This is a genomic window from Butyrivibrio hungatei DSM 14810 (assembly GCF_900143205.1).
Taxonomy (GTDB): Bacteria; Bacillota; Clostridia; order Lachnospirales; family Lachnospiraceae; genus Butyrivibrio; species Butyrivibrio hungatei.
The window spans coordinates 120,868-138,339 of the sequence record NZ_FRDH01000006.1 but is presented as its reverse complement, the minus strand read 5'-3'; the positions used below and the strand labels follow the sequence as shown (position 1 = coordinate 138,339).

The 17,472-nt window shown below is 41.1% G+C and carries 21 protein-coding genes; 17 read left to right on the top strand and 4 right to left on the bottom strand.

What is annotated here, in order from left to right; all coding sequences use genetic code 11:
- Positions 1-409 precede the first annotated feature (409 nt).
- The 4 genes from BUA02_RS08485 (at position 410) to BUA02_RS08470 (ending at position 5,108) form a co-directional block, all read left to right on the top strand.
- Positions 410-2,317, top strand: coding sequence for a glycoside hydrolase family 31 protein (locus BUA02_RS08485; protein ID WP_072702841.1), 1,908 nt, complete (start codon positions 410-412; stop codon positions 2,315-2,317).
- 122 nt (positions 2,318-2,439) lie between these two features.
- A complete protein-coding gene (larE, locus tag BUA02_RS08480) occupies positions 2,440-3,300 on the top strand; it encodes an ATP-dependent sacrificial sulfur transferase LarE (RefSeq protein WP_083572705.1) in 861 nt (286 codons plus the stop codon).
- A 138-nt stretch (positions 3,301-3,438) separates the two neighbouring features.
- Positions 3,439-4,719, top strand: a complete 1,281-nt coding sequence (locus BUA02_RS08475) for an O-acetylhomoserine aminocarboxypropyltransferase/cysteine synthase family protein (protein ID WP_071175106.1) — start codon at positions 3,439-3,441, stop codon at positions 4,717-4,719.
- 71 nt (positions 4,720-4,790) lie between these two features.
- Positions 4,791-5,108: a hypothetical protein gene (locus tag BUA02_RS08470; protein WP_072702838.1), complete on the top strand. Its 318-nt coding sequence runs from the start codon at positions 4,791-4,793 to the stop codon at positions 5,106-5,108.
- 39 nt (positions 5,109-5,147) lie between these two features.
- Here BUA02_RS08470 and BUA02_RS08465 read toward each other — a convergent pair whose 3' ends face one another.
- On the bottom strand, positions 5,148-5,492 hold the full coding sequence (locus BUA02_RS08465; RefSeq protein ID WP_071175108.1) for a winged helix-turn-helix transcriptional regulator: 345 nt from the start codon (positions 5,490-5,492) through the stop codon (positions 5,148-5,150).
- A gap of 114 nt (positions 5,493-5,606) precedes the next feature.
- Here BUA02_RS08465 and BUA02_RS08460 point away from each other — a divergent pair, with 114 nt between their 5' ends.
- The 5 genes from BUA02_RS08460 (at position 5,607) to BUA02_RS08440 (ending at position 7,531) form a co-directional block, all read left to right on the top strand.
- Positions 5,607-5,825, top strand: a complete 219-nt coding sequence (locus BUA02_RS08460) for a 4Fe-4S binding protein (protein ID WP_072702835.1) — start codon at positions 5,607-5,609, stop codon at positions 5,823-5,825.
- Positions 5,806-6,396 carry a 4Fe-4S binding protein gene (locus BUA02_RS08455; RefSeq protein WP_072702832.1) on the top strand — a complete coding sequence of 197 codons (591 nt, stop codon included), beginning with the start codon at positions 5,806-5,808 and terminating at the stop codon, positions 6,394-6,396. Before BUA02_RS08460 ends, BUA02_RS08455 begins: the two co-directional genes overlap by 20 nt.
- Entirely contained in the window at positions 6,393-6,785 is a 393-nt protein-coding gene (locus BUA02_RS08450; RefSeq protein ID WP_072702829.1) for a C-GCAxxG-C-C family protein, read from the top strand. Before BUA02_RS08455 ends, BUA02_RS08450 begins: the two co-directional genes overlap by 4 nt.
- Positions 6,786-6,850: 65 nt before the next feature.
- Complete coding sequence (locus BUA02_RS08445; RefSeq protein ID WP_072702826.1) at positions 6,851-7,276, top strand: PH domain-containing protein; 426 nt, start codon at positions 6,851-6,853, stop codon at positions 7,274-7,276.
- Between the two features lie 15 nt (positions 7,277-7,291).
- Positions 7,292-7,531 (top strand): zinc-ribbon domain-containing protein, encoded by a 240-nt coding sequence (locus BUA02_RS08440; protein WP_072702823.1) that lies wholly within the window; start codon positions 7,292-7,294, stop codon positions 7,529-7,531.
- A 64-nt stretch (positions 7,532-7,595) separates the two neighbouring features.
- Here BUA02_RS08440 and BUA02_RS08435 read toward each other — a convergent pair whose 3' ends face one another.
- Both BUA02_RS08435 and BUA02_RS08430 read right to left on the bottom strand, forming a co-directional pair.
- A complete protein-coding gene (locus BUA02_RS08435; protein ID WP_072702820.1) occupies positions 7,596-8,717 on the bottom strand; it encodes a helix-turn-helix domain-containing protein in 1,122 nt (373 codons plus the stop codon).
- Positions 8,707-10,002, bottom strand: a complete 1,296-nt coding sequence (locus BUA02_RS08430; protein ID WP_072702818.1) for an MFS transporter — start codon at positions 10,000-10,002, stop codon at positions 8,707-8,709. Before BUA02_RS08430 ends, BUA02_RS08435 begins: the two co-directional genes overlap by 11 nt.
- Positions 10,003-10,246: 244 nt before the next feature.
- Here BUA02_RS08430 and BUA02_RS08425 point away from each other — a divergent pair, with 244 nt between their 5' ends.
- The 4 genes from BUA02_RS08425 to BUA02_RS08410 all read left to right on the top strand — a co-directional run bounded on the left by BUA02_RS08425 (position 10,247) and on the right by BUA02_RS08410 (position 12,609).
- The gene (locus BUA02_RS08425; protein WP_072702815.1) at positions 10,247-11,062 is read left to right on the top strand and encodes a nitroreductase family protein; all 816 of its coding nucleotides are present in this window, start codon (positions 10,247-10,249) and stop codon (positions 11,060-11,062) included.
- A gap of 20 nt (positions 11,063-11,082) precedes the next feature.
- Positions 11,083-11,532: a D-aminoacyl-tRNA deacylase gene (gene dtd, locus BUA02_RS08420; protein ID WP_072702812.1), complete on the top strand. Its 450-nt coding sequence runs from the start codon at positions 11,083-11,085 to the stop codon at positions 11,530-11,532.
- A 42-nt stretch (positions 11,533-11,574) separates the two neighbouring features.
- The gene (locus tag BUA02_RS08415) at positions 11,575-12,306 is read left to right on the top strand and encodes an alpha/beta hydrolase (protein WP_072702809.1); all 732 of its coding nucleotides are present in this window, start codon (positions 11,575-11,577) and stop codon (positions 12,304-12,306) included.
- 69 nt (positions 12,307-12,375) lie between these two features.
- Positions 12,376-12,609, top strand: coding sequence for a purine biosynthesis protein PurH (locus BUA02_RS08410; protein ID WP_071175126.1), 234 nt, complete (start codon positions 12,376-12,378; stop codon positions 12,607-12,609).
- A 19-nt stretch (positions 12,610-12,628) separates the two neighbouring features.
- Here the strand turns inward: BUA02_RS08410 and BUA02_RS08405 are convergent, their stop codons facing one another.
- Positions 12,629-13,063: a GtrA family protein gene (locus tag BUA02_RS08405; protein ID WP_207647709.1), complete on the bottom strand. Its 435-nt coding sequence runs from the start codon at positions 13,061-13,063 to the stop codon at positions 12,629-12,631.
- A 110-nt stretch (positions 13,064-13,173) separates the two neighbouring features.
- On the opposite strand from BUA02_RS08405, the gene BUA02_RS08400 reads away from it, so the two are divergent.
- The 4 genes from BUA02_RS08400 (at position 13,174) to BUA02_RS08385 (ending at position 17,429) form a co-directional block, all read left to right on the top strand.
- Positions 13,174-13,359 (top strand): hypothetical protein, encoded by a 186-nt coding sequence (locus BUA02_RS08400; protein WP_072702803.1) that lies wholly within the window; start codon positions 13,174-13,176, stop codon positions 13,357-13,359.
- Positions 13,360-13,362: 3 nt separating this feature from the next.
- Positions 13,363-13,740, top strand: a complete 378-nt coding sequence (locus BUA02_RS08395; protein ID WP_072702800.1) for a zinc ribbon domain-containing protein — start codon at positions 13,363-13,365, stop codon at positions 13,738-13,740.
- A gap of 264 nt (positions 13,741-14,004) precedes the next feature.
- Positions 14,005-14,193, top strand: coding sequence for a hypothetical protein (locus BUA02_RS08390; protein ID WP_072702797.1), 189 nt, complete (start codon positions 14,005-14,007; stop codon positions 14,191-14,193).
- Between the two features lie 86 nt (positions 14,194-14,279).
- Positions 14,280-17,429: a DEAD/DEAH box helicase gene (locus tag BUA02_RS08385; RefSeq protein ID WP_072702794.1), complete on the top strand. Its 3,150-nt coding sequence runs from the start codon at positions 14,280-14,282 to the stop codon at positions 17,427-17,429.
- The last annotated feature ends 43 nt before the right edge of the window (positions 17,430-17,472 follow it).

The window sequence follows — 17,472 nt, the reverse complement described above, 5'->3', positions numbered from 1 at the left end:
GAGACAGGTGCCAAGTATGAAAATACAGCACTCCTTATTGAGGAGATGCTTGTTAACTTCTCTTCACGTGCCAACAAGCTCAATGAGGTTGTTGGCGATATGACAGAGCGTATCAACAGCATTTCATCATCAGTTCAGGAGAGCTCAAATGCGATCAATATGTCTGCTGCATCTTCTACAGAGATCGTTGGTGAGATTCAGGGTATCAACGAAGCCATGGAGCAGAACTCAGAAGTTACCAAGCAGCTCAACATTCAGACACAGAAGTTCGAAGTAGTATAAGGATCATAACCTCCACTTACAATCAGAGATGATGACCCCCAGGTTTATGCCTGGGGGTATTTTTGTTATAGGAGAATGAGTATAATGTACTTATGGCAGGAAATATGTTAGGAGGAGTTAAGGGATAATGGTAAAAAAATACAGACTTGGAAATCCGATAGAAACAGATTCAGTAGTGGTTTCAATACAGGAAGAAAAAAGCACTATCCCATATTTTGATGTAGTACAGGGAAAAAATGAGCTTAGATTCGACATGGATGAGAATGACCATGTATTTGGACTTGGCGAAACTGTACGAGGAATTAACAAAAGAGGTTATATCTTTACCAGCAAGTGCGCAGATGATCCAAATCATACTGAGGATAAAAGATCTCTGTATGCTGCTCAGAACTTTTTTGTCATCTGGGGAAACGGCAAGGGATTCGGAATGTACGTGGATACACCAGGATGTGTATCCTTTGATATAGGCTATACAGATACAAACGTCTTTTTCATTGATTTTGAAGACTTTGATGCCAACATATACGTGATCGATGGCGCAAGTATCCTTGATATCGTAAAAGAGTTCAGGGGCATTATCGGAAAGAGCTATATTCCTCCAAGATGGGCATTTGGCTTTGGTCAGAGCAGATGGAGCTATATGAATGAGGACCAGGTCAGAGAAGTTGTAGATAATTACGACAAGAATGATATTCCAATCGATAGTGTTTATCTTGATATCGATTACATGGAAAGATACAAGGACTTTACAGTCAGCGATGAAAGATTCCCTGATTTTAAGGCCTTTGTAGAGGAGATGAAAAAGAGAAACATACACCTTGTTCCTATCATCGATGCTGGTGTTAAGATCGAAGAGGGCTATGATGTATACGAAGAAGGCGTAAAGAACGACTATTTTTGTAAAAAAGAAAATGGTGAAAACCTTGTTGCCGCAGTCTGGCCGGGCAAGGTCCACTTCCCTGATTTTTTGAACGAAGATGCAAGAAAATGGTTTGGGGATAAGTATAAAGTTCTTTTGGACTACGGAATAGACGGCTTTTGGAATGATATGAATGAGCCAGCTATCTTTTATACAGAAGATCATTTAAAAGAAGTATTTGAAAAGATAAAGGATTATGAGGGAAAGAACCTTGATATCAGATCCTTTTTTGACATGCAGAGCATGGTTGGAGGACTTGCCAACAACGATGAGGATTACAGGCGATTCTATCATGAGTACAAGGGAAAGAGATACAGACATGATAAGGTTCACAACCTGTTTGGCTACAACATGACAAGAGCTGCAGGAGAGGCTTTTGAGAGACTATCTCCAGACAAAAGGATCCTTATGTTCTCCAGATCTTCATATATCGGAATGCATCGCTATGGCGGAGTTTGGTGCGGAGATAATAAGTCCTGGTGGAGTCATCTGCTTCTTAATATCCAGCAGATGCCTGCACTTAACATGTGCGGATTTATTTATAGCGGAGCTGATATTGGCGGCTTTGGAGCTGATGTCACAGAGGATCTTTTGCTGAGATGGGCTGAGTTTGGCATATTCACACCTCTTTTCAGAAACCATTCTGCAGAAGGCACAAGAAGACAGGAATTCTACAGATTTACTGATACTGAAAGTTTCAGAAATATCTTAAAGCTTAGGTATGCTCTGATCCCATACCTTTACTCTGAATTTATGAATGCAGTCGATAATGATGAAATGCTCTTTAGACCTCTCTGCTTTGATCATCCCGAGGATGACATGGCATATGAAGTTGAAGACCAGCTATACGTAGGTTCCAGCATCATGATCGCACCAGTTTACAAGCAGAACGCAAACGGCAGATACGTATACCTTCCAGAAGACATGAAGCTTTGCAGATTCAGAAGCTACAACGACTACGACGTTGAAGTTCTAAACAAAGGCCATCACTATGTGAAGGCTGCTCTGAACGAAGTACTGGTATTTATCAAAAAAGGTCATGAACTTCCTCTTGCTACACCAGCAAGCAGAACAGAGGACATCGACTATGATAACCTAAGCTACGAACGCTTTTAATCCGAAATGAGCCCTAGGGACGGAGGTTAGGGCTCATTTTGCTATTTAATTGCAACGAGACATGAATATGTTATAATCCTTTCAAACAAAAGTTATGAATTCAGAGATGATGAGGATTATCTATGAGCACAAAAGAAAAACCAAACGAGATGCTTCTTGATAAATATGAAAAACTTAAAGGTTACCTGCGCTCTTTAGAGAGCGTAGCGGTGGCTTTTTCTAGTGGAGTTGATTCTACGTTCTTGCTGTATGCGACAAAAGAGGCTCTTGGCGATAAGGTTATGGCAGTTACGGCATCATCATGCTCTTTTCCCAAGAGAGAACTTAATGAGGCGCTTGAGTACTGCAAGTCTCAGGGAATAAAGCATGCTGTTGTGGAGTCAGAGGAACTCAAGATTGAGGGATTCTCTCATAATCCTAAGAATAGATGCTATCTCTGCAAACACGAGCTTTTTGAAAAAATCCGTAAGATTGCTGATGACAATGGCATGAAGGAAGTCGTGGAAGGCTCAAATCTTGATGATAATGGTGACTACAGACCGGGGCTTCAGGCAGTTGCAGAGCTTGGGGTAAAGAGTCCGCTTCGTGAGATCGGCTTTTCCAAGGAGCAGATAAGGATACTGTCCAATTACCTTGGACTACCTACCTGGGATAAACAGTCCTTTGCCTGCCTTTCAAGCCGCTTCCCTTATGGTGAAGAGATCACAGAAAAAAAGCTTTCTATGGTGGATAAGTCAGAGCAGCTCCTGTTAGACCTTGGCTTCCATCAGCTGAGAGTCCGTATCCACGGCAACATGGCCCGCATAGAGCTTGACCCAGCTGAGTTCGACAAATTCATGCAGGAAGATGTCAGAACTAAAGTCTATGACAAACTCAAGGAGTTCGGATTCACCTACGTTACTCTTGACCTCAAAGGCTATCGTACTGGCAGCATGAATGAGACTCTTTCTGCAGATGAGCTAAAGAGCGCAACGCATAACTAAACAAATCGTGTGATAAGTAATGGTTATTGCAGACAATAAATCTTAAGTATTAGCCAACTAGTAGCACTGGCGCTATCATTTATTTCAACAAAACGACTTGAACAAAAAAATGTGTGAAAAGAGTAGGAGGAAGTTGAAATGAGTGATTACAGATTTGAGACATTACAGTTACATGTAGGACAGGAACAGCCTGATCCAGCAACAGACGCTAGAGCAGTACCTATTTACCAGACAACTTCATACGTATTTAGAAATTCACAGCATGCAGCCGACAGATTCGGACTTGCTGATGCAGGAAATATTTACGGAAGACTTACAAATTCAACTCAGGACGTATTTGAAAAGAGAATCGCAGCTCTTGAAGGCGGATCAGCAGCACTTGCAGTTGCATCCGGAGCAGCAGCCATCACATATACGATCGAAGCTCTTGCAGCAAACGGTGGCCACATCGTAGCTCAGAAGACAATCTACGGTGGAAGCTACAATCTCTTGGCACATACACTTCCACAGTACGGCGTTACAACTACATTTGTTGATGCACATGATCTTGAGGAAGTTGAGGCAGCTATCAAGGACAACACAAGAGCAATCTATCTTGAAACACTTGGAAATCCTAACAGTGATATCCCAGATATCGACGCCATCGCAGAGATAGCTCACAAGCACGGACTTCCACTTGTGATCGACAACACATTCGGAACACCATATCTCATCAGACCAATCGAGCACGGCGCAGATATCGTAGTTCATTCAGCAACTAAGTTCATCGGCGGCCACGGCACAACACTTGGTGGTGTAATTGTAGAAGCAGGTAAGTTCAACTGGAAGGAAAGCGGCAACTACCCACAGATCGCAGCTCCAAATCCAAGCTATCACGGAGTTTCTTTCTACGACGTAGTAGGACCAGCTGCTTTCGTGACATATATCAGAGCAATCCTTCTTAGGGACACCGGAGCTACAATCTCTCCATTCAATGCTTTCCTCCTACTGCAGGGAGTGGAGACATTGTCACTCCGTCTCGATAGACACGCTGAGAATACCAAGAAGGTAGTTGAGTTCCTTAAGAACCATCCAAAGGTGCAGAAGGTGAACCATCCTTCACTTCCTGATCACCCAGATCACGCCCTTTATGAGAAGTACTTCCCTAACGGCGGCGCTTCAATATTCACTTTCGAGATCAAGGGAGGAAAAGAGGCTGCTTGGAAGTTTATCGATAACCTCGAGATCTTTTCACTTCTTGCTAACGTAGCAGATGTAAAGAGCCTTGTGATCCATCCTGCAACAACAACTCATTCACAGCTTAGTGATGAGGAGCTTCTTGATCAGGGCATCACACAGAGCACCATCAGACTTTCAATCGGTACAGAGCATATCGATGACATCATTGCTGACCTTGAAAAAGGATTTGCAGCAATATGATATAATAACTGAATAAGTCAGAGCGGCAGGCCACGGCTTGCCGCTTTTTCATTTATAAAAGGAAAAGAGTTATGGAAACAAGGAAAAAAATTACTATTTCAATCGACGTTATTTTGTGGATAATAACAGCGATTCCAGTCATCAATGTGCTTAAGGAATGCATTTATTCTGCAATTCACGGAACTATACCTTTTGTACAGTCATTCGGAAATGTACAGACTGAGATGGTATATGGTTTCGCTGCATTTATGGATACTTTGCAGTTTTACTGCATTTTCTTTATTGTATTTGTAATTGCCTGGGGCGGACTGCTTGTCTTTACCCTTGGATTTACAGCCTACACTTATATCTTTTGCAAAGATGCCAAAAAACTTGAAGCACATTTTTGAGCCCTAGGGACGGAGGTTGGAGCTCATTTTTTAATAATGTCAGATATTGTCCTCACCCCATTTTTTTAATTCTAAAAGAATTGGGATGAGGCTTTTTGCTTTTTTAGTAAGATTATATTCAACTCTGACGGGCATCTCGTCGTACTGCTTTCGTTCAACTAGTCCGTCTGTCTCAAGCTCTTTTAACGAATTAGCCAGCATAGTGTTAGTAATGCCGTGTATCGCGCGGCGAAGTTCACCATATCTCACAACTTCATTATTGTCGATGACGCATAAGATCATGATCTTCCATTTGCCACCGACGATGTTTATTACCTTTTTGAGGCCGCAGCCTTCTCCTGCGATGTTGTCGCATAAAGGTTCTTTTTTCTTGTTATTTCCCATGGTATGTTTTTCCTTACTAGGTACATATATTCTGCGTACTTGATATATTTTTTATACCACTATAATATTGGCATTGTTCTAAAAAGACAAGTTCAAATTATAAGGAGATTGGTTATGAGGAAGGCGGCAAATAACATAAGCAGATGTGTTGCCTGCGGAGTATGTGCACTGCAGTGTCCGCGAGATGCAATAACTATTTATAAAGGCTGCTACGCTGTTGTGAACACTTCTAAATGCGTTGGTTGCGGTATATGTGAAAAAGCGTGTCCTGCAGGATCAATCGCAGTATGTGATACAGATAGGGAGGCTCGAGATGACAAGCAAAAAGAATAAGCATTGGTATGACTACCTGTGGATCTGGTCAATAATATATTTTGCCTTGGGCTTTTTTAACATCTTATTTGCCTGGCTTGGAATGATAGATTTTATCTTGCCGCTGATATTTGCTATCGCTGGAGGTAATAAGTGGTTTTGTAATCACATGTGCGGCAGAGGGCAGCTCTTTTGGGTACTAGGTAGGAATCTAAAATGTTCGAGAAAAAAGCCTGCTCCTAAATGGATGGCATCTAAATGGTTCAGGTATGGATTCTTGGCATTTTTCCTGACAATGTTTGGTACTATGGTATTTCAGACATATCTAGTTTTTTCAGGAACTGAATCACTTCGCAAAGCTATCAAACTGTTCTGGACATTTAAGGTTCCTTGGAAATGGGCGTATAATGGAAGTGTATTCCCAGATTGGGTTGCACAATTTGGATTTGGATTTTACAGTCTGATGCTGACTTCAACACTTATCGGACTGATAGTGATGGCACTTTATAAAGAGAGAACCTGGTGTACGTTTTGTCCGATGGGAACAATGACTCAGGGAATCTGCAAGATAAGGAAAGGTGGAGAATTATGACTTTACAAGAAAGAGCTGAAAAAGCTGTAGAAATGAAACTTTCAGGCAAGTACAACTGCGCTCAGGCAGTCACTACTGCGTTGGCAGATCAGACTAGCTTATCAGAAGAACAGTTAAAACAGATATCTGCTGGCTTTTGCGCAGGTATGGGAAATCTTGAGGCAACCTGCGGAGCACTAATTGGCGCAGGTATGATCACTGGTCTTAAGACAGAAGGACAGGGAACACTTGGACTTACAAGACAGATCCAGGAAGAGTTTGCAAGAAGATGTGGAGCTTTGAAATGCAAGGATCTGAAGGCAATGACAGACGGTAAACCATTATGTCCATGTGAAGACTGTGTGCGAAATGCAGTACTTGTATTTGGCGAAACTTTCGGATTAGACTAATTGTTTCTTTTCGAAAAAAAGTTTATACTTTCTTCTTGGTGGGTATTCACTAAGGAGGAAAGAGAATGGCAAAGTTTGAAAAAGTATTCGACTTTACAAAGGAAAAAAACGTTGAAAATGTAATGAAAGCATTACAGGGTGGTCGAGGACAGGAGTATCTCAACGCTATGTGCACAGAGGCACAGGCAGTAGGTGCAATGAACCTTTCCAAAGCCCAGATCATGATCACAGCAAATTATGTTTGCTACTATGGAGATTTCAAGAGATCCATCGTGATCCTTCCTATTCAGGATATCGTTAACGTTTACAGATCTAACTGCTTCTATGGATCATACGATTACAATTACATGGCAATCGCAGTTGAGACCAAGAACAACGAATTGTTCTACTTCTCAAAATGTTCCAAGAACCAGAATGTAGCTGATTTCACAACAGCGCTCGGAACACTTATGCAGCGCGCACAGGCTAATGCAGCAAATCTTGTAGGTTAATAGGAGGAAGGTCAGATGATAATCGTATACGGAACAAAAAAGAAAATGAAAATAGACAGAAACTTCGGCATGGAGGTTTGTCCAAACTGTCATCATCAGGTACAGCGTAGTCTTGCCAGACAGAAGACTTACTTCACATTGTTCTACATCCCTGTAATTGGATGGACATCAAAGCATCTTATGCTTTGCCCATGCTGCGGTGATTCAGAAGTTCTTACAGGCGCTCAGTACAAAGAGCTCAAGAATGCACAGTAATTTTTGAGCCCTAGGGACGGAGGTTGGAGCTCATTTTGGGAAAAATGAGCTCCAACCTCCGTCCCTAGGGCTCATTTTTTTTCATTCGATTCCAGCACTCGATAACTTTCCCCAAATGCTTGTGGTTTATCTTGTTGGAGCCATCGATCTTTTGAGAGAAAAGAGCTTCAATTCCCGAAACAGCAGTAGCACCCAGAGAATCGTAAACGGACGATTTGTGCTTACATAGGTAAAAACGGATACTGGTGGAAAGTTCAGAAGACTTGTGAGGAGTCTTGTCATATGTAACCGCAAGGTTGTAGGAATCCCGGACGCACTCTTCCATAGCGTCATATTCCTTGAGGCATGCAAACCACCAAGCTTTTATGATAAGAGAAATGGTCTTTAACTTGTGAGTATAGCCAATAGAATCAGGAACGGCGTAGGTATCTAATATGACAATCGATGCATCCAAAAGGTCAACAGCCATCCTAAGATCCTTGACCTTACCAGAAGAAGCAACAGCAAGAGACATATTCGTCATAAGCTCGTACTGAACTCCAAAGTTTCGCAGTAGCGCCATGGAGCTGTACTCAAGACATTCCTCTCTATTGTGCATATCTAAAAGAAGCTGACCAATAATAGCGTCATTGCAGCCGTTGTAGTTGATATTCTTAAGCTCAGCAAGGGCTTTGTCAGGATCTTTTTTCATATAAAGCTCAGCAATGTAAAGGCGTATAGTGAACTCCTTGACCGCGGGATCAGTGTTCTGTGAAAAGTACTCAAGACAGCGATTCATAAGGTCAATAGCCATGTCACAATCCTTGGCGTTCATGTCTGCGTAAGATTTGTAGTAGTACAGCTTGGCGCAGGCCAAAAGAACCTTGAAGGTGTGAGGATAGCGAGTAAGAGCACTATTAGCCTCTAGAACCGCCTCGTCAAATTTGTGTTCGTCGCAGAGATTTTCGATAGTCTCTACCATCTTGTCTATATTCTTGGAAGATTTGTCATAGCTAAGGAGCTCATCCATAGAGATGTTATAAAGATTTGCAAGCTCCATGAGTGTCGTGATATCCGGCACATTGTTGCCGTTTTCCCACTTGGAGACCGCGCCAATGGTAACACCCAGGGCTTCTGCAAGTCCGTCCTGGGTAAGTCCCATTTCCTTTCTATATCTCTTGATGTTTTCCGCTAGCTTAAGTTGCATCTGGCAATTCTTCCTTCAATTCGAAATTCATATGACTAAATGCTACGAGAACAAAGAGTAGTATCGCAAGTACGGCGCTTCCGCCGATAAGAGTAGCTGCGCTAAGTTTTAATGCGGCAAAAGAGATGAGAAGTGAGCCAAGTGGAGTTGCAGCAGAAGATGAAGCATTGAATACCGCAGCAGCTCTAGCAAGGAAGCTCTGATCTACGCTCTTAACAAACTGAATGCTAAGAGTTCCGCCGATTATGGACGCTGAGCACATCATGATCATGAAACTAAGCGCTGTCAAAAGATATCCTGGAATAGCCGCGCCATTTGTATATTTGCCAAGTGTAATAAGGTACATTCCCGCTCCAAGAGCAATTCCGCAGATTACCAGGATCTGTTTGGCTGACATCTTCTCAGCAAACATAGGAACAAGAGCTGAACCAATGATAGCGCCGATCGCAGCAGCCATACCCATTACGCTCAAAAGCTCTGAGCCCATCTTGAACACATCCTCTACGATAGGAGCCTGAAGTGAATTAAGTGGCACCAAGAGGAAATTAAGAACTATAGCAATAAGGCAGTAGTTCAGGATTACACGGCTCTTTTTAACGTAATCAAATCCACCCTTCAAAAGAGAAAGATATGATTCCTTGGCAGCAGGTACAGCCTGCACAGTTTCTGAAGCCTCAGTAGCAGGTACTTCCGGTGTAGTAGTCTTAAGTGACCAGGTTCCAATAGCAGCCATGAAGAAGGTAGCCGCATCGATGAGCATTGCAGTATATACGCCAAACTTTGCAATGATGATACCTGCAAGACCAGTACCGATAAGAGCTACAGTGTTAGAAAGAGTTGAGTTAAGGCTCATTGCATGAGTTAAGTGCTCCTTCCTTATAACTGTAGGGATAAAAGCTGTAGATGCAGGCAGGTTAAATGACTCGATAGTTGTGATAGCAAGTGTGAACACAGCCATCATGATAGGGTTTACCACGCCCATAAGGTACATAGCCACAAAGCCAGAGATCACGAGACCTCTCAAAATATGTGTGCCAACGATGACCTTCTTTTTATCCATCTTTTCAACAAGTGCTCCGGAAAAAGGCTGCACGATAATGTTTGGAAGTACGTTAAGTCCAAATATCAGCGCAGACCATGAGGCGCTGTGAGTGATCTGATACACCAGCCAGGTGAAGGCAATTGCATCCACTGAATCACCAAATCTGTTGATCAGATTAGTAAAAAGAAGCTTTCTATATTCTCTGTTCTTGATAATATCCTTGTACTTTAGTTCCTTAGCCATAGTTTCTCCTCATTTCATCTATATTCTATGACTAAGTGTACAAGCTCTTTACTTGCATTTTAACATACCATTTATCCAGTTGCGAGAGAAAAAACTTTCCAATACGGAAAGATGGCTACAAACCTAAAAAACCTTTTTTTGACAAAAAAGTTCACAAATTTTTCAAACACCAATTTAATTGGAAAAAATCATAATAGTGGTATAATCTTTTCGGAAAACGTAATAAAAGGAAGAGAAAAGATTTATGTCAACATTTATTGATTTAGCAAGGAAAAGAAGAAGCGTAAGAACATTTGATGGGCAGATGCCAGATCAAAAGCTTATTGACGAGTTAAAAGATTACGCTTCAGAGATTACAAACCCATACGGTATCAAGGTAAGATTTGAGTTTCTTGATGCTGACGAAAATAAATTATCAAGTCCTGTTCTTGCAGGGGAGAAGATGTACATAACAGCCTCAGTAAAAAAACAGGAAAATGCCGAAGAAGCTTATGGCTACAGCTTTGAAATGCTTCAGATGAAAGCATTAGAGCTTGGCCTTGGCACAGCCTGGATTGGCGGCACATTGCCAAGAGAGAAGTTCGAGGCAGCAGCAAAGCTTTCAGAAGACGAGATAATGCCTTGCGTGTCACCACTTGGAAGACCAGCTCAGAAGATGTCCATCAAAGAGACTCTCATGAGAAAAGGTGTTAAGGCAGAATCCAGAATGAAGATGGAAGAGCTCTTTTTCGTAAGAGACTTTGGAATGCCACTTGATAGAACCTATGCTGTAGGCCACGGTCTTATGGATGACCTTGAAGCAGTAAGGATTGCTCCATCAGCAGTTAACAAGCAGCCTTGGAGGATCCTTATTGAGGATAACAAAGCTCACTTCTATGAGAAAAAAGACAAAGGCTTTGCAACACAAGACTACGACGTTCAGAAGGTAGACCTTGGAATTGCCATGTATCATTTCGAGGCTCAGCTCATTTCTGAAGGCAGGAAGCCAATTCTTTCAACAAGAGAACCAAACCTGATCGTTCCAGATCAGATGGAATATATTGCGACATACACATTCTAAATAAAGCCAGGGGGATAGATATGCGTGCAGTAGTGACCAGAGTGCTGTCAGCTTCAGTTACAATAGATGGAAAGACTGTTTCTTCGATAGATAAAGGCTTTCTTGTGCTTTTGGGCGTTCATAATGATGACAAGGAAGAACAGGCAATCAAGATTGCTGATAAGATCTGTGGTCTTAGAGTGTTTGAGGACGAGAACGGCAAGATGAACATAAATCCAAAAGATGCAGGTGCTAAGCTCCTCATCGTGAGCCAGTTCACTCTCTACGCAGATTGCAGCTCCAGAAGACCAGGCTTTACAGACGCGGCAAGACCTGAGATATCAGAGCCCCTTTACGAGCTTGTAGTTTCAGAATGTAGGAAAAGAGGTTTCGAAGTCGGAACAGGACAGTTTGGCGCTGACATGAAGGTTGAATCCGTCAATGACGGACCGGTGACTATATTATTAGATACAAAAGACTTTATGCGCTGATGCATAAGGTCTTTTTCAAATAACATCTCAGGAGGACTTACAATGAACGAATTCTACATCCCAAGTGATGGCATCCGCCTTCACGCCAAGCTAGACAAACCAGAAGGCTTCACTAAAGGACCTCTCTGCATCCTAATTCATGGCTTCACAGGTCACATGGAAGAAGACCACATCATTGCTGTCAAAGATGCCATGCTTGAATCAGGTGTTGCAGTGCTGAGAGCCGAAATGTACGGACATGGCAAGAGTGAAGGAGAGTTCAAGAATCACACTCTGTATAAATGGGTAACTAATGCCCTTTCTGTTGTGAGCTATGCCAGAACCTTAGACTTTGTGACAGACCTGTATCTTAGCGGCCACTCTCAGGGGGGACTCCTTACAATGCTGGTGGGCGGTATGTGTGCAGATGACTTCAAAGCAATTCTTCCACTGTCTCCAGCCTGGATGATTCCTGAGATCACAAGAGAAGGTTCTATCCTTGGCACAAGCTTTGACCCTGCACATATTCCAGTTTCTGTTAAGTCAGGCGATTGGGAGCTTTCCGGAGATTACATCCGTGTAGCTCAGACCATTCACGTAGAAGATGAGATAGTAAGATATAACGGCCCTGTCTACATAGTTCACGGCGACGCAGATAGCGTTGTTCCATACTCCTACGCCGAGAAGGCTCATGCCCTGTACCACGACTGCACAGTAGTGCCAATTCACGGCGCAGACCACTGCTTTGAAGAGCATCTTGACGAACTCAAACAGGCGATCAGAGACTTTTTTTGATGGTGCCCGAAGTGGACCTGGGGGACGGGGGTAGTGGATCATTTATATGAAGATGTGAGGTAAGAACAAATGGATTCAATACTTATAAAAGATACAACAAGAGAAGAAAGAGAGCGCATCGTAGCCGAGTCCATCGGTAACATCAGCGGCTCCTGTGACGGCTGCATGAGCGGCCTTGCCGAAATGTACCAAGACTACATCGATGGCAAAAAAGAAATCCGTGACATCAACATGGAATTCCGCGCTCACTATGAATCTGGCGTTGACGGACCAGAGAAGTCTGAGTGTGGATATAAGAGGTAAAAAATAGAAGCGTAGTCCACTACGCTTCGTTTGTCTTATGATCAATGCAATGAGTATCAAGGCTGTCTCTAAATACAATGAACCTATCATAGAGGTATTCAGTGCTCAAATTTATGATCATGTTGATCCCGGTTACAAGATATTCATTCCAGTGAAGATTTTCAACTAGATAGTTTCCACCAATAGTAGTAACAGGTGTAAACACTGCATAGAACAGTGCAACCTTAATCATCGCTATAGGCACGTTGCTTGCACTTTGGAATGTAAACTTGCGATTAAGTGTAAAGTTCCATAAAACTGATAACACCAGAGCTGTCAGATAGCATGGCCAATATGGCAAAGTTGTAAGCTCCGTAAGTAGCGAAAAACTCGCTATTTCTATTATCCCGGCAGAGATTGAAAAGAATACAAACTTAATTATTCTTACAATCTCTTTTTTCTTTTCCTCTTTCACGACCAATCCCCCTTAAATAGACTGCACTTGCTATTTTATCACAAAGGAGCCGATGATACCTTCTGATTTTTCATCATTATAGTATAATATTTCAAAAAGGAGCTTTGATCATGTGGACTATAAAGCAGATATATGATGGCGACTATGGATGTGAAGAACTTCAGCCCGGGCAGCAGCCTAGAGTGTCTGTGACACTAGTGAATGAAAATGACGAGATAAGGTATGTGTCCGTGGAGGACGCATGGCTTGTAGAAAATAAATTGGATGTAGGCTCGGTGTGGCCGGAGGGAGTGTAAGATATGTTTTTGATCTGGGGAATTTCAACTGGTAGAAAGGATTTTGCATTTAATCAGTTAGTGACCTGTGCAATATGCGGGAAATACGGCCGTTTCAACGTGTTCATGACATATACGGTTTTATCACTTTTCTTTATACCTACCATAAAGTGGAGCAAGCGCTACTACGTGCAGACTAGCTGCTGTGGAGCAGTGTATGAGTTGGACAAAGAGATCGGAAAAGCAATTGCAAGGGGCGAAGCAGTAGAGATTCAGCAAGAGCACCTTACAAGGGTAACCAGCGGAAGAGGATTTGTCAGCGGCTACAAAAAGTGCAGACAGTGCGGATATGAGACAACTGAGGACTTTGAGTTTTGCCCAAAGTGCGGCGTGAGATTTTGAGTGGACATAGGGAGGTCGCTGATAGCTCATTTTGATGAGGACAGAAAAAGTAAGTAGCTTTGCAGGAATGTAAGGCTGCTTTTTTGTTGGTACTATATATTGCGCTTCCTCTTATCAAAAGAGCTTTTGCCATAACAATATGTAGTTGGGAACTTTATGGGATATTTCATGATGTAAATTGATCATAGGTAAAAAGAAGAGAGCTTAGAATGAAAAACTTAATGCAACAAAAGATGTGGTTTAGATAATAAAAGGAGGTCAGTTATGTTCTTTGGTAAAAGAGATAAAGATGTAAGACTCACAGATAAAGAGTACAAGAATCTGGTAAAAGGCATGAGCTCAAAAGAGCGCCGTGACTTCGACCGCAGACAGGACCAGCTAAGAAGAGAGAGGGAAGAAGATAGACTGCTTGGGTGGTTGGAATTTGAAGATGAGTTGGATGAAGACTCATAGATCTTGAGACAGTACATGAATGGGCGGTATAATGTAAACACGGTAGCAAATAACAGTAAGTGCCATAAGATGAGAAGGATAAAGATATGTTGAAACCAGGTCTTTATGAGCAAGTAATAAATAATCTAGTTCAGAAAGAATTATCTACTCAACAAGATGATTTGAAGTATACTGAGAAAATTGATTCTGCAGAAGCATCAGGAATTCTTTCTAGATACCTTACGGAAGTTATAAAGAAAAGCTTAGATAGTGTGTCTGAACAGGATGAATTGGGCGCAAAGGTAGATCTAGTAAATAAGGTAGTTGAGCTTCTATCTAAAGAGACACAGCAAAGTGATTTACAGGAACTTGCGGTGGATGAAAAAGCTGAGCAATTACTTGCTTTGCTGTCTGAATCAGATCCTATGTATAAAATTGGAAAACGCAAGGCTAAGGACGTTGTACGTCCTGAAACATCTGTTGCTCAAAGTAGCTTATTTACTGGAGCTGTTCATGAACCTCAAATGTATTTGGAATTGAAAAAAGAAATGGAAACAGCAGACCGAATTGATATGCTGGTTTCATTTATTAAGTGGAGTGGTTTAAGACTACTAATTGAAGAACTGCGTAAATTTACAGATAGAGGCGGAAGGCTGAGAATAATTACAACTTCATACATGGGAGCTACTGATATAAAGGCTGTAGATGAACTTCGTAAACTTCAAAATACCGAAGTGCGTATATCTTATGATACAAAAAGAACTAGACTTCATGCTAAAGCATATATCTTTTACAGAAATACATCGTTTACTACGGCATATATTGGTTCGTCAAACATGTCAAATGTGGCAATGTCTAGCGGCCTTGAGTGGAATATAAAAGCTACAGCCAAAGATATGGGTGCAACGATAAAGAAGATTGAAGCTACCTTTGAAAGTTATTGGAATAGTACAACATTTGAAGAATATACGGAGAATAGCTATGGCAAGCTTAAGCATGCACTGAAAGCCGAAAAGTATAGTTCTGATGGTGATAAATATCAGTATATTGTAGATGTTAACCCTTATCCTTATCAGCAGCAAATATTGGATAGAATCAGTGCTGAAAGAGAAATTCACGGAAGATATAAAAACTTGATAGTGGCTGCAACTGGAACTGGTAAAACAGTTATTGCAGCTCTTGATTATAGAAGATTTTGTAAAGAGAATCCTAATCAAAAAAATAGGATTCTCTTTGTCGCGCATAGAGAAGAAATATTGAAACAGAGTTTGGCTACATTTAGAGCAGTTCTAAAGAATCCAAATTTTGGAGAATTGTTTGTTGGAAATAATAAGCCAGAAAGTTTAGATAATTTGTTTGTTTCTATTCAGACAGTTGCTTCACAGAAATTATATGTAATTCTTGAAGAAGATTATTATGATTACATTGTTGTAGATGAATTTCATCATGCAGCTGCCCCTACATATCAGGGATTACTCAGTAAATTTACACCTAAGGTACTACTGGGATTAACAGCTACTCCAGAGCGTATGGATGGTAAGAGCATTTTAGATTATTTTGATGGACACGTTGCAGCGGAGATTAGACTTCCAGAAGCTATAGAGAGAAAGCTTCTTTGCCCATTCCAATATTTTGGAGTATCCGACGAGACAGATCTTTCAAATGTTAGATGGGGTAGAGGTGGATATGACAAAACTGAGTTAAGCAATCTGTATTCCTTGAACAGGGAAGTGGCTGTAAAGAGATCCAATCATATCATAAACTCAATACATAAGTATGTTACAGATATGGATTCATTACATGGCCTTGGCTTCTGCGTTTCAGTGGAACATGCCAAATTTATGGCAGAGCAATTTAATGAAAAAGGTATACCATCTATTGCATTAACAGCTGATTCTTCAGAACAGGAGAGGAATACAGCAAAGAGCAGGTTGGTGAATGGCGAGTTTATTTTTATATTTGTAGTAGATTTGTACAATGAAGGTGTGGATATTCCTGAAGTTGATACAGTATTGTTCTTAAGACCAACTGAGTCCCTGACTATCTTTTTACAGCAGCTAGGAAGAGGTTTACGTTTGGCTGAAGGAAAAGAGTGCCTCACTGTACTAGACTTTATTGGACAAGCGAATAAAAAATATAATTTTGAAGAGAAATTTGCTGCGCTTCTTTCTAATACAGAGCATAGTGTTCAGTATGAAATGAAGAAGGGATTTGTTGCGCTTCCTAAGGGATGCTATATACAACTAGAGAAAAAAGCATCGGACATTATTTTGAACAATATCAAAAAGTCCTTTGGCGATAGAATGGGGCTTATTTCTCGCATCGAATCATTTACAGAGGATAGTGGACAGGAACTTACATTAGCTAATTTCATTAAGTACTATCGTCTTAAACTCAGCACCATTTATTCAAAATATTCATTTACTAGATTGTGTGCAGATGCTAGAGTCATCGAGAATTTTAATGAGCCATTAGAGGAAGTTGTAACAAAAGCATTTTCAAAGATTATCGCTATAGATTCGAGACGATGGATAAAATTCTTATTAAAGGTGCTACCTTCTTTAGAGACTGTTGATATTGGCTCAATGTCACCGCTTGAAAAGAGAATGCTTCAAATGTTCTATGTCACTATTTGGAATGAGACAGCGGAGAATTGGGAAGATGACAAGGTGAAAAATAATCTGGCTGAGCTAGCTAAATGTAAGCTATTGCTCAAGGAGATTATTGATATTCTAGAAATTAAGTATGATGACTTGGATATTATTGATAAGTCGGTTGATGTAGGATTTGAATGTCCTCTTGATTTGTATTGCACATATACCAGAGATCAAATCTTAGTAGCAATGGACTTTATGAAGCCTAATACTGTTCGTGAAGGTTGCAAGTGGCTCCCTGAAAAGAATATTGATATTTTCTTTGTTACACTAAATAAATCTGACAAAGACTATTCACCAACTACAATGTACGAAGATTATTCTATTAATAGTGAACTCTTCCATTGGCAGAGCCAGAGCACAACATCGGATACATCACCAACTGGACAGAGATATATCAATCATGTTTCTGGTGGAAGTAAAATTTTACTATTTGTCAGAGAGTTTAAAAAGGACAGCGTAGGAACGGCACCATATTCATTCTTGGGTACAGCTAATTATTTAAGCCATATAGGCAGCAGACCTATGAATGTGATTTGGAGAATGGATAATCCAATTCCAGCAAAGTATTTGAAGAAAACAAATAAATTGGATGTTGGATAATTGCTTATGTAGATAAAATAGCGCCTCTTTATAATAGGGGCGC

Coding starts and splice junctions, on each gene's coding strand:
- BUA02_RS08440 (WP_072702823.1), top strand. CDS start 7,292: ATGATAATCGTATACGGAACAAAAAAGAAAATGAAAATAGACAGAAAC.
- BUA02_RS08435 (WP_072702820.1), bottom strand. CDS start 8,717: ATGCAACTTAAGCTAGCGGAAAACATCAAGAGATATAGAAAGGAAATG.
- BUA02_RS08410 (WP_071175126.1), top strand. CDS start 12,376: ATGGATTCAATACTTATAAAAGATACAACAAGAGAAGAAAGAGAGCGC.
- BUA02_RS08485 (WP_072702841.1), top strand. CDS start 410: ATGGTAAAAAAATACAGACTTGGAAATCCGATAGAAACAGATTCAGTA.
- BUA02_RS08475 (WP_071175106.1), top strand. CDS start 3,439: ATGAGTGATTACAGATTTGAGACATTACAGTTACATGTAGGACAGGAA.
- BUA02_RS08385 (WP_072702794.1), top strand. CDS start 14,280: ATGTTGAAACCAGGTCTTTATGAGCAAGTAATAAATAATCTAGTTCAG.
- BUA02_RS08455 (WP_072702832.1), top strand. CDS start 5,806: ATGACAAGCAAAAAGAATAAGCATTGGTATGACTACCTGTGGATCTGG.
- BUA02_RS08430 (WP_072702818.1), bottom strand. CDS start 10,002: ATGGCTAAGGAACTAAAGTACAAGGATATTATCAAGAACAGAGAATAT.
- BUA02_RS08470 (WP_072702838.1), top strand. CDS start 4,791: ATGGAAACAAGGAAAAAAATTACTATTTCAATCGACGTTATTTTGTGG.
- larE (WP_083572705.1), top strand. CDS start 2,440: ATGAGCACAAAAGAAAAACCAAACGAGATGCTTCTTGATAAATATGAA.
- BUA02_RS08395 (WP_072702800.1), top strand. CDS start 13,363: ATGTTTTTGATCTGGGGAATTTCAACTGGTAGAAAGGATTTTGCATTT.
- BUA02_RS08450 (WP_072702829.1), top strand. CDS start 6,393: ATGACTTTACAAGAAAGAGCTGAAAAAGCTGTAGAAATGAAACTTTCA.
- BUA02_RS08460 (WP_072702835.1), top strand. CDS start 5,607: ATGAGGAAGGCGGCAAATAACATAAGCAGATGTGTTGCCTGCGGAGTA.
- BUA02_RS08400 (WP_072702803.1), top strand. CDS start 13,174: ATGTGGACTATAAAGCAGATATATGATGGCGACTATGGATGTGAAGAA.
- BUA02_RS08425 (WP_072702815.1), top strand. CDS start 10,247: ATGTCAACATTTATTGATTTAGCAAGGAAAAGAAGAAGCGTAAGAACA.
- BUA02_RS08445 (WP_072702826.1), top strand. CDS start 6,851: ATGGCAAAGTTTGAAAAAGTATTCGACTTTACAAAGGAAAAAAACGTT.
- BUA02_RS08390 (WP_072702797.1), top strand. CDS start 14,005: ATGTTCTTTGGTAAAAGAGATAAAGATGTAAGACTCACAGATAAAGAG.
- BUA02_RS08415 (WP_072702809.1), top strand. CDS start 11,575: ATGAACGAATTCTACATCCCAAGTGATGGCATCCGCCTTCACGCCAAG.
- BUA02_RS08465 (WP_071175108.1), bottom strand. CDS start 5,492: ATGGGAAATAACAAGAAAAAAGAACCTTTATGCGACAACATCGCAGGA.
- dtd (WP_072702812.1), top strand. CDS start 11,083: ATGCGTGCAGTAGTGACCAGAGTGCTGTCAGCTTCAGTTACAATAGAT.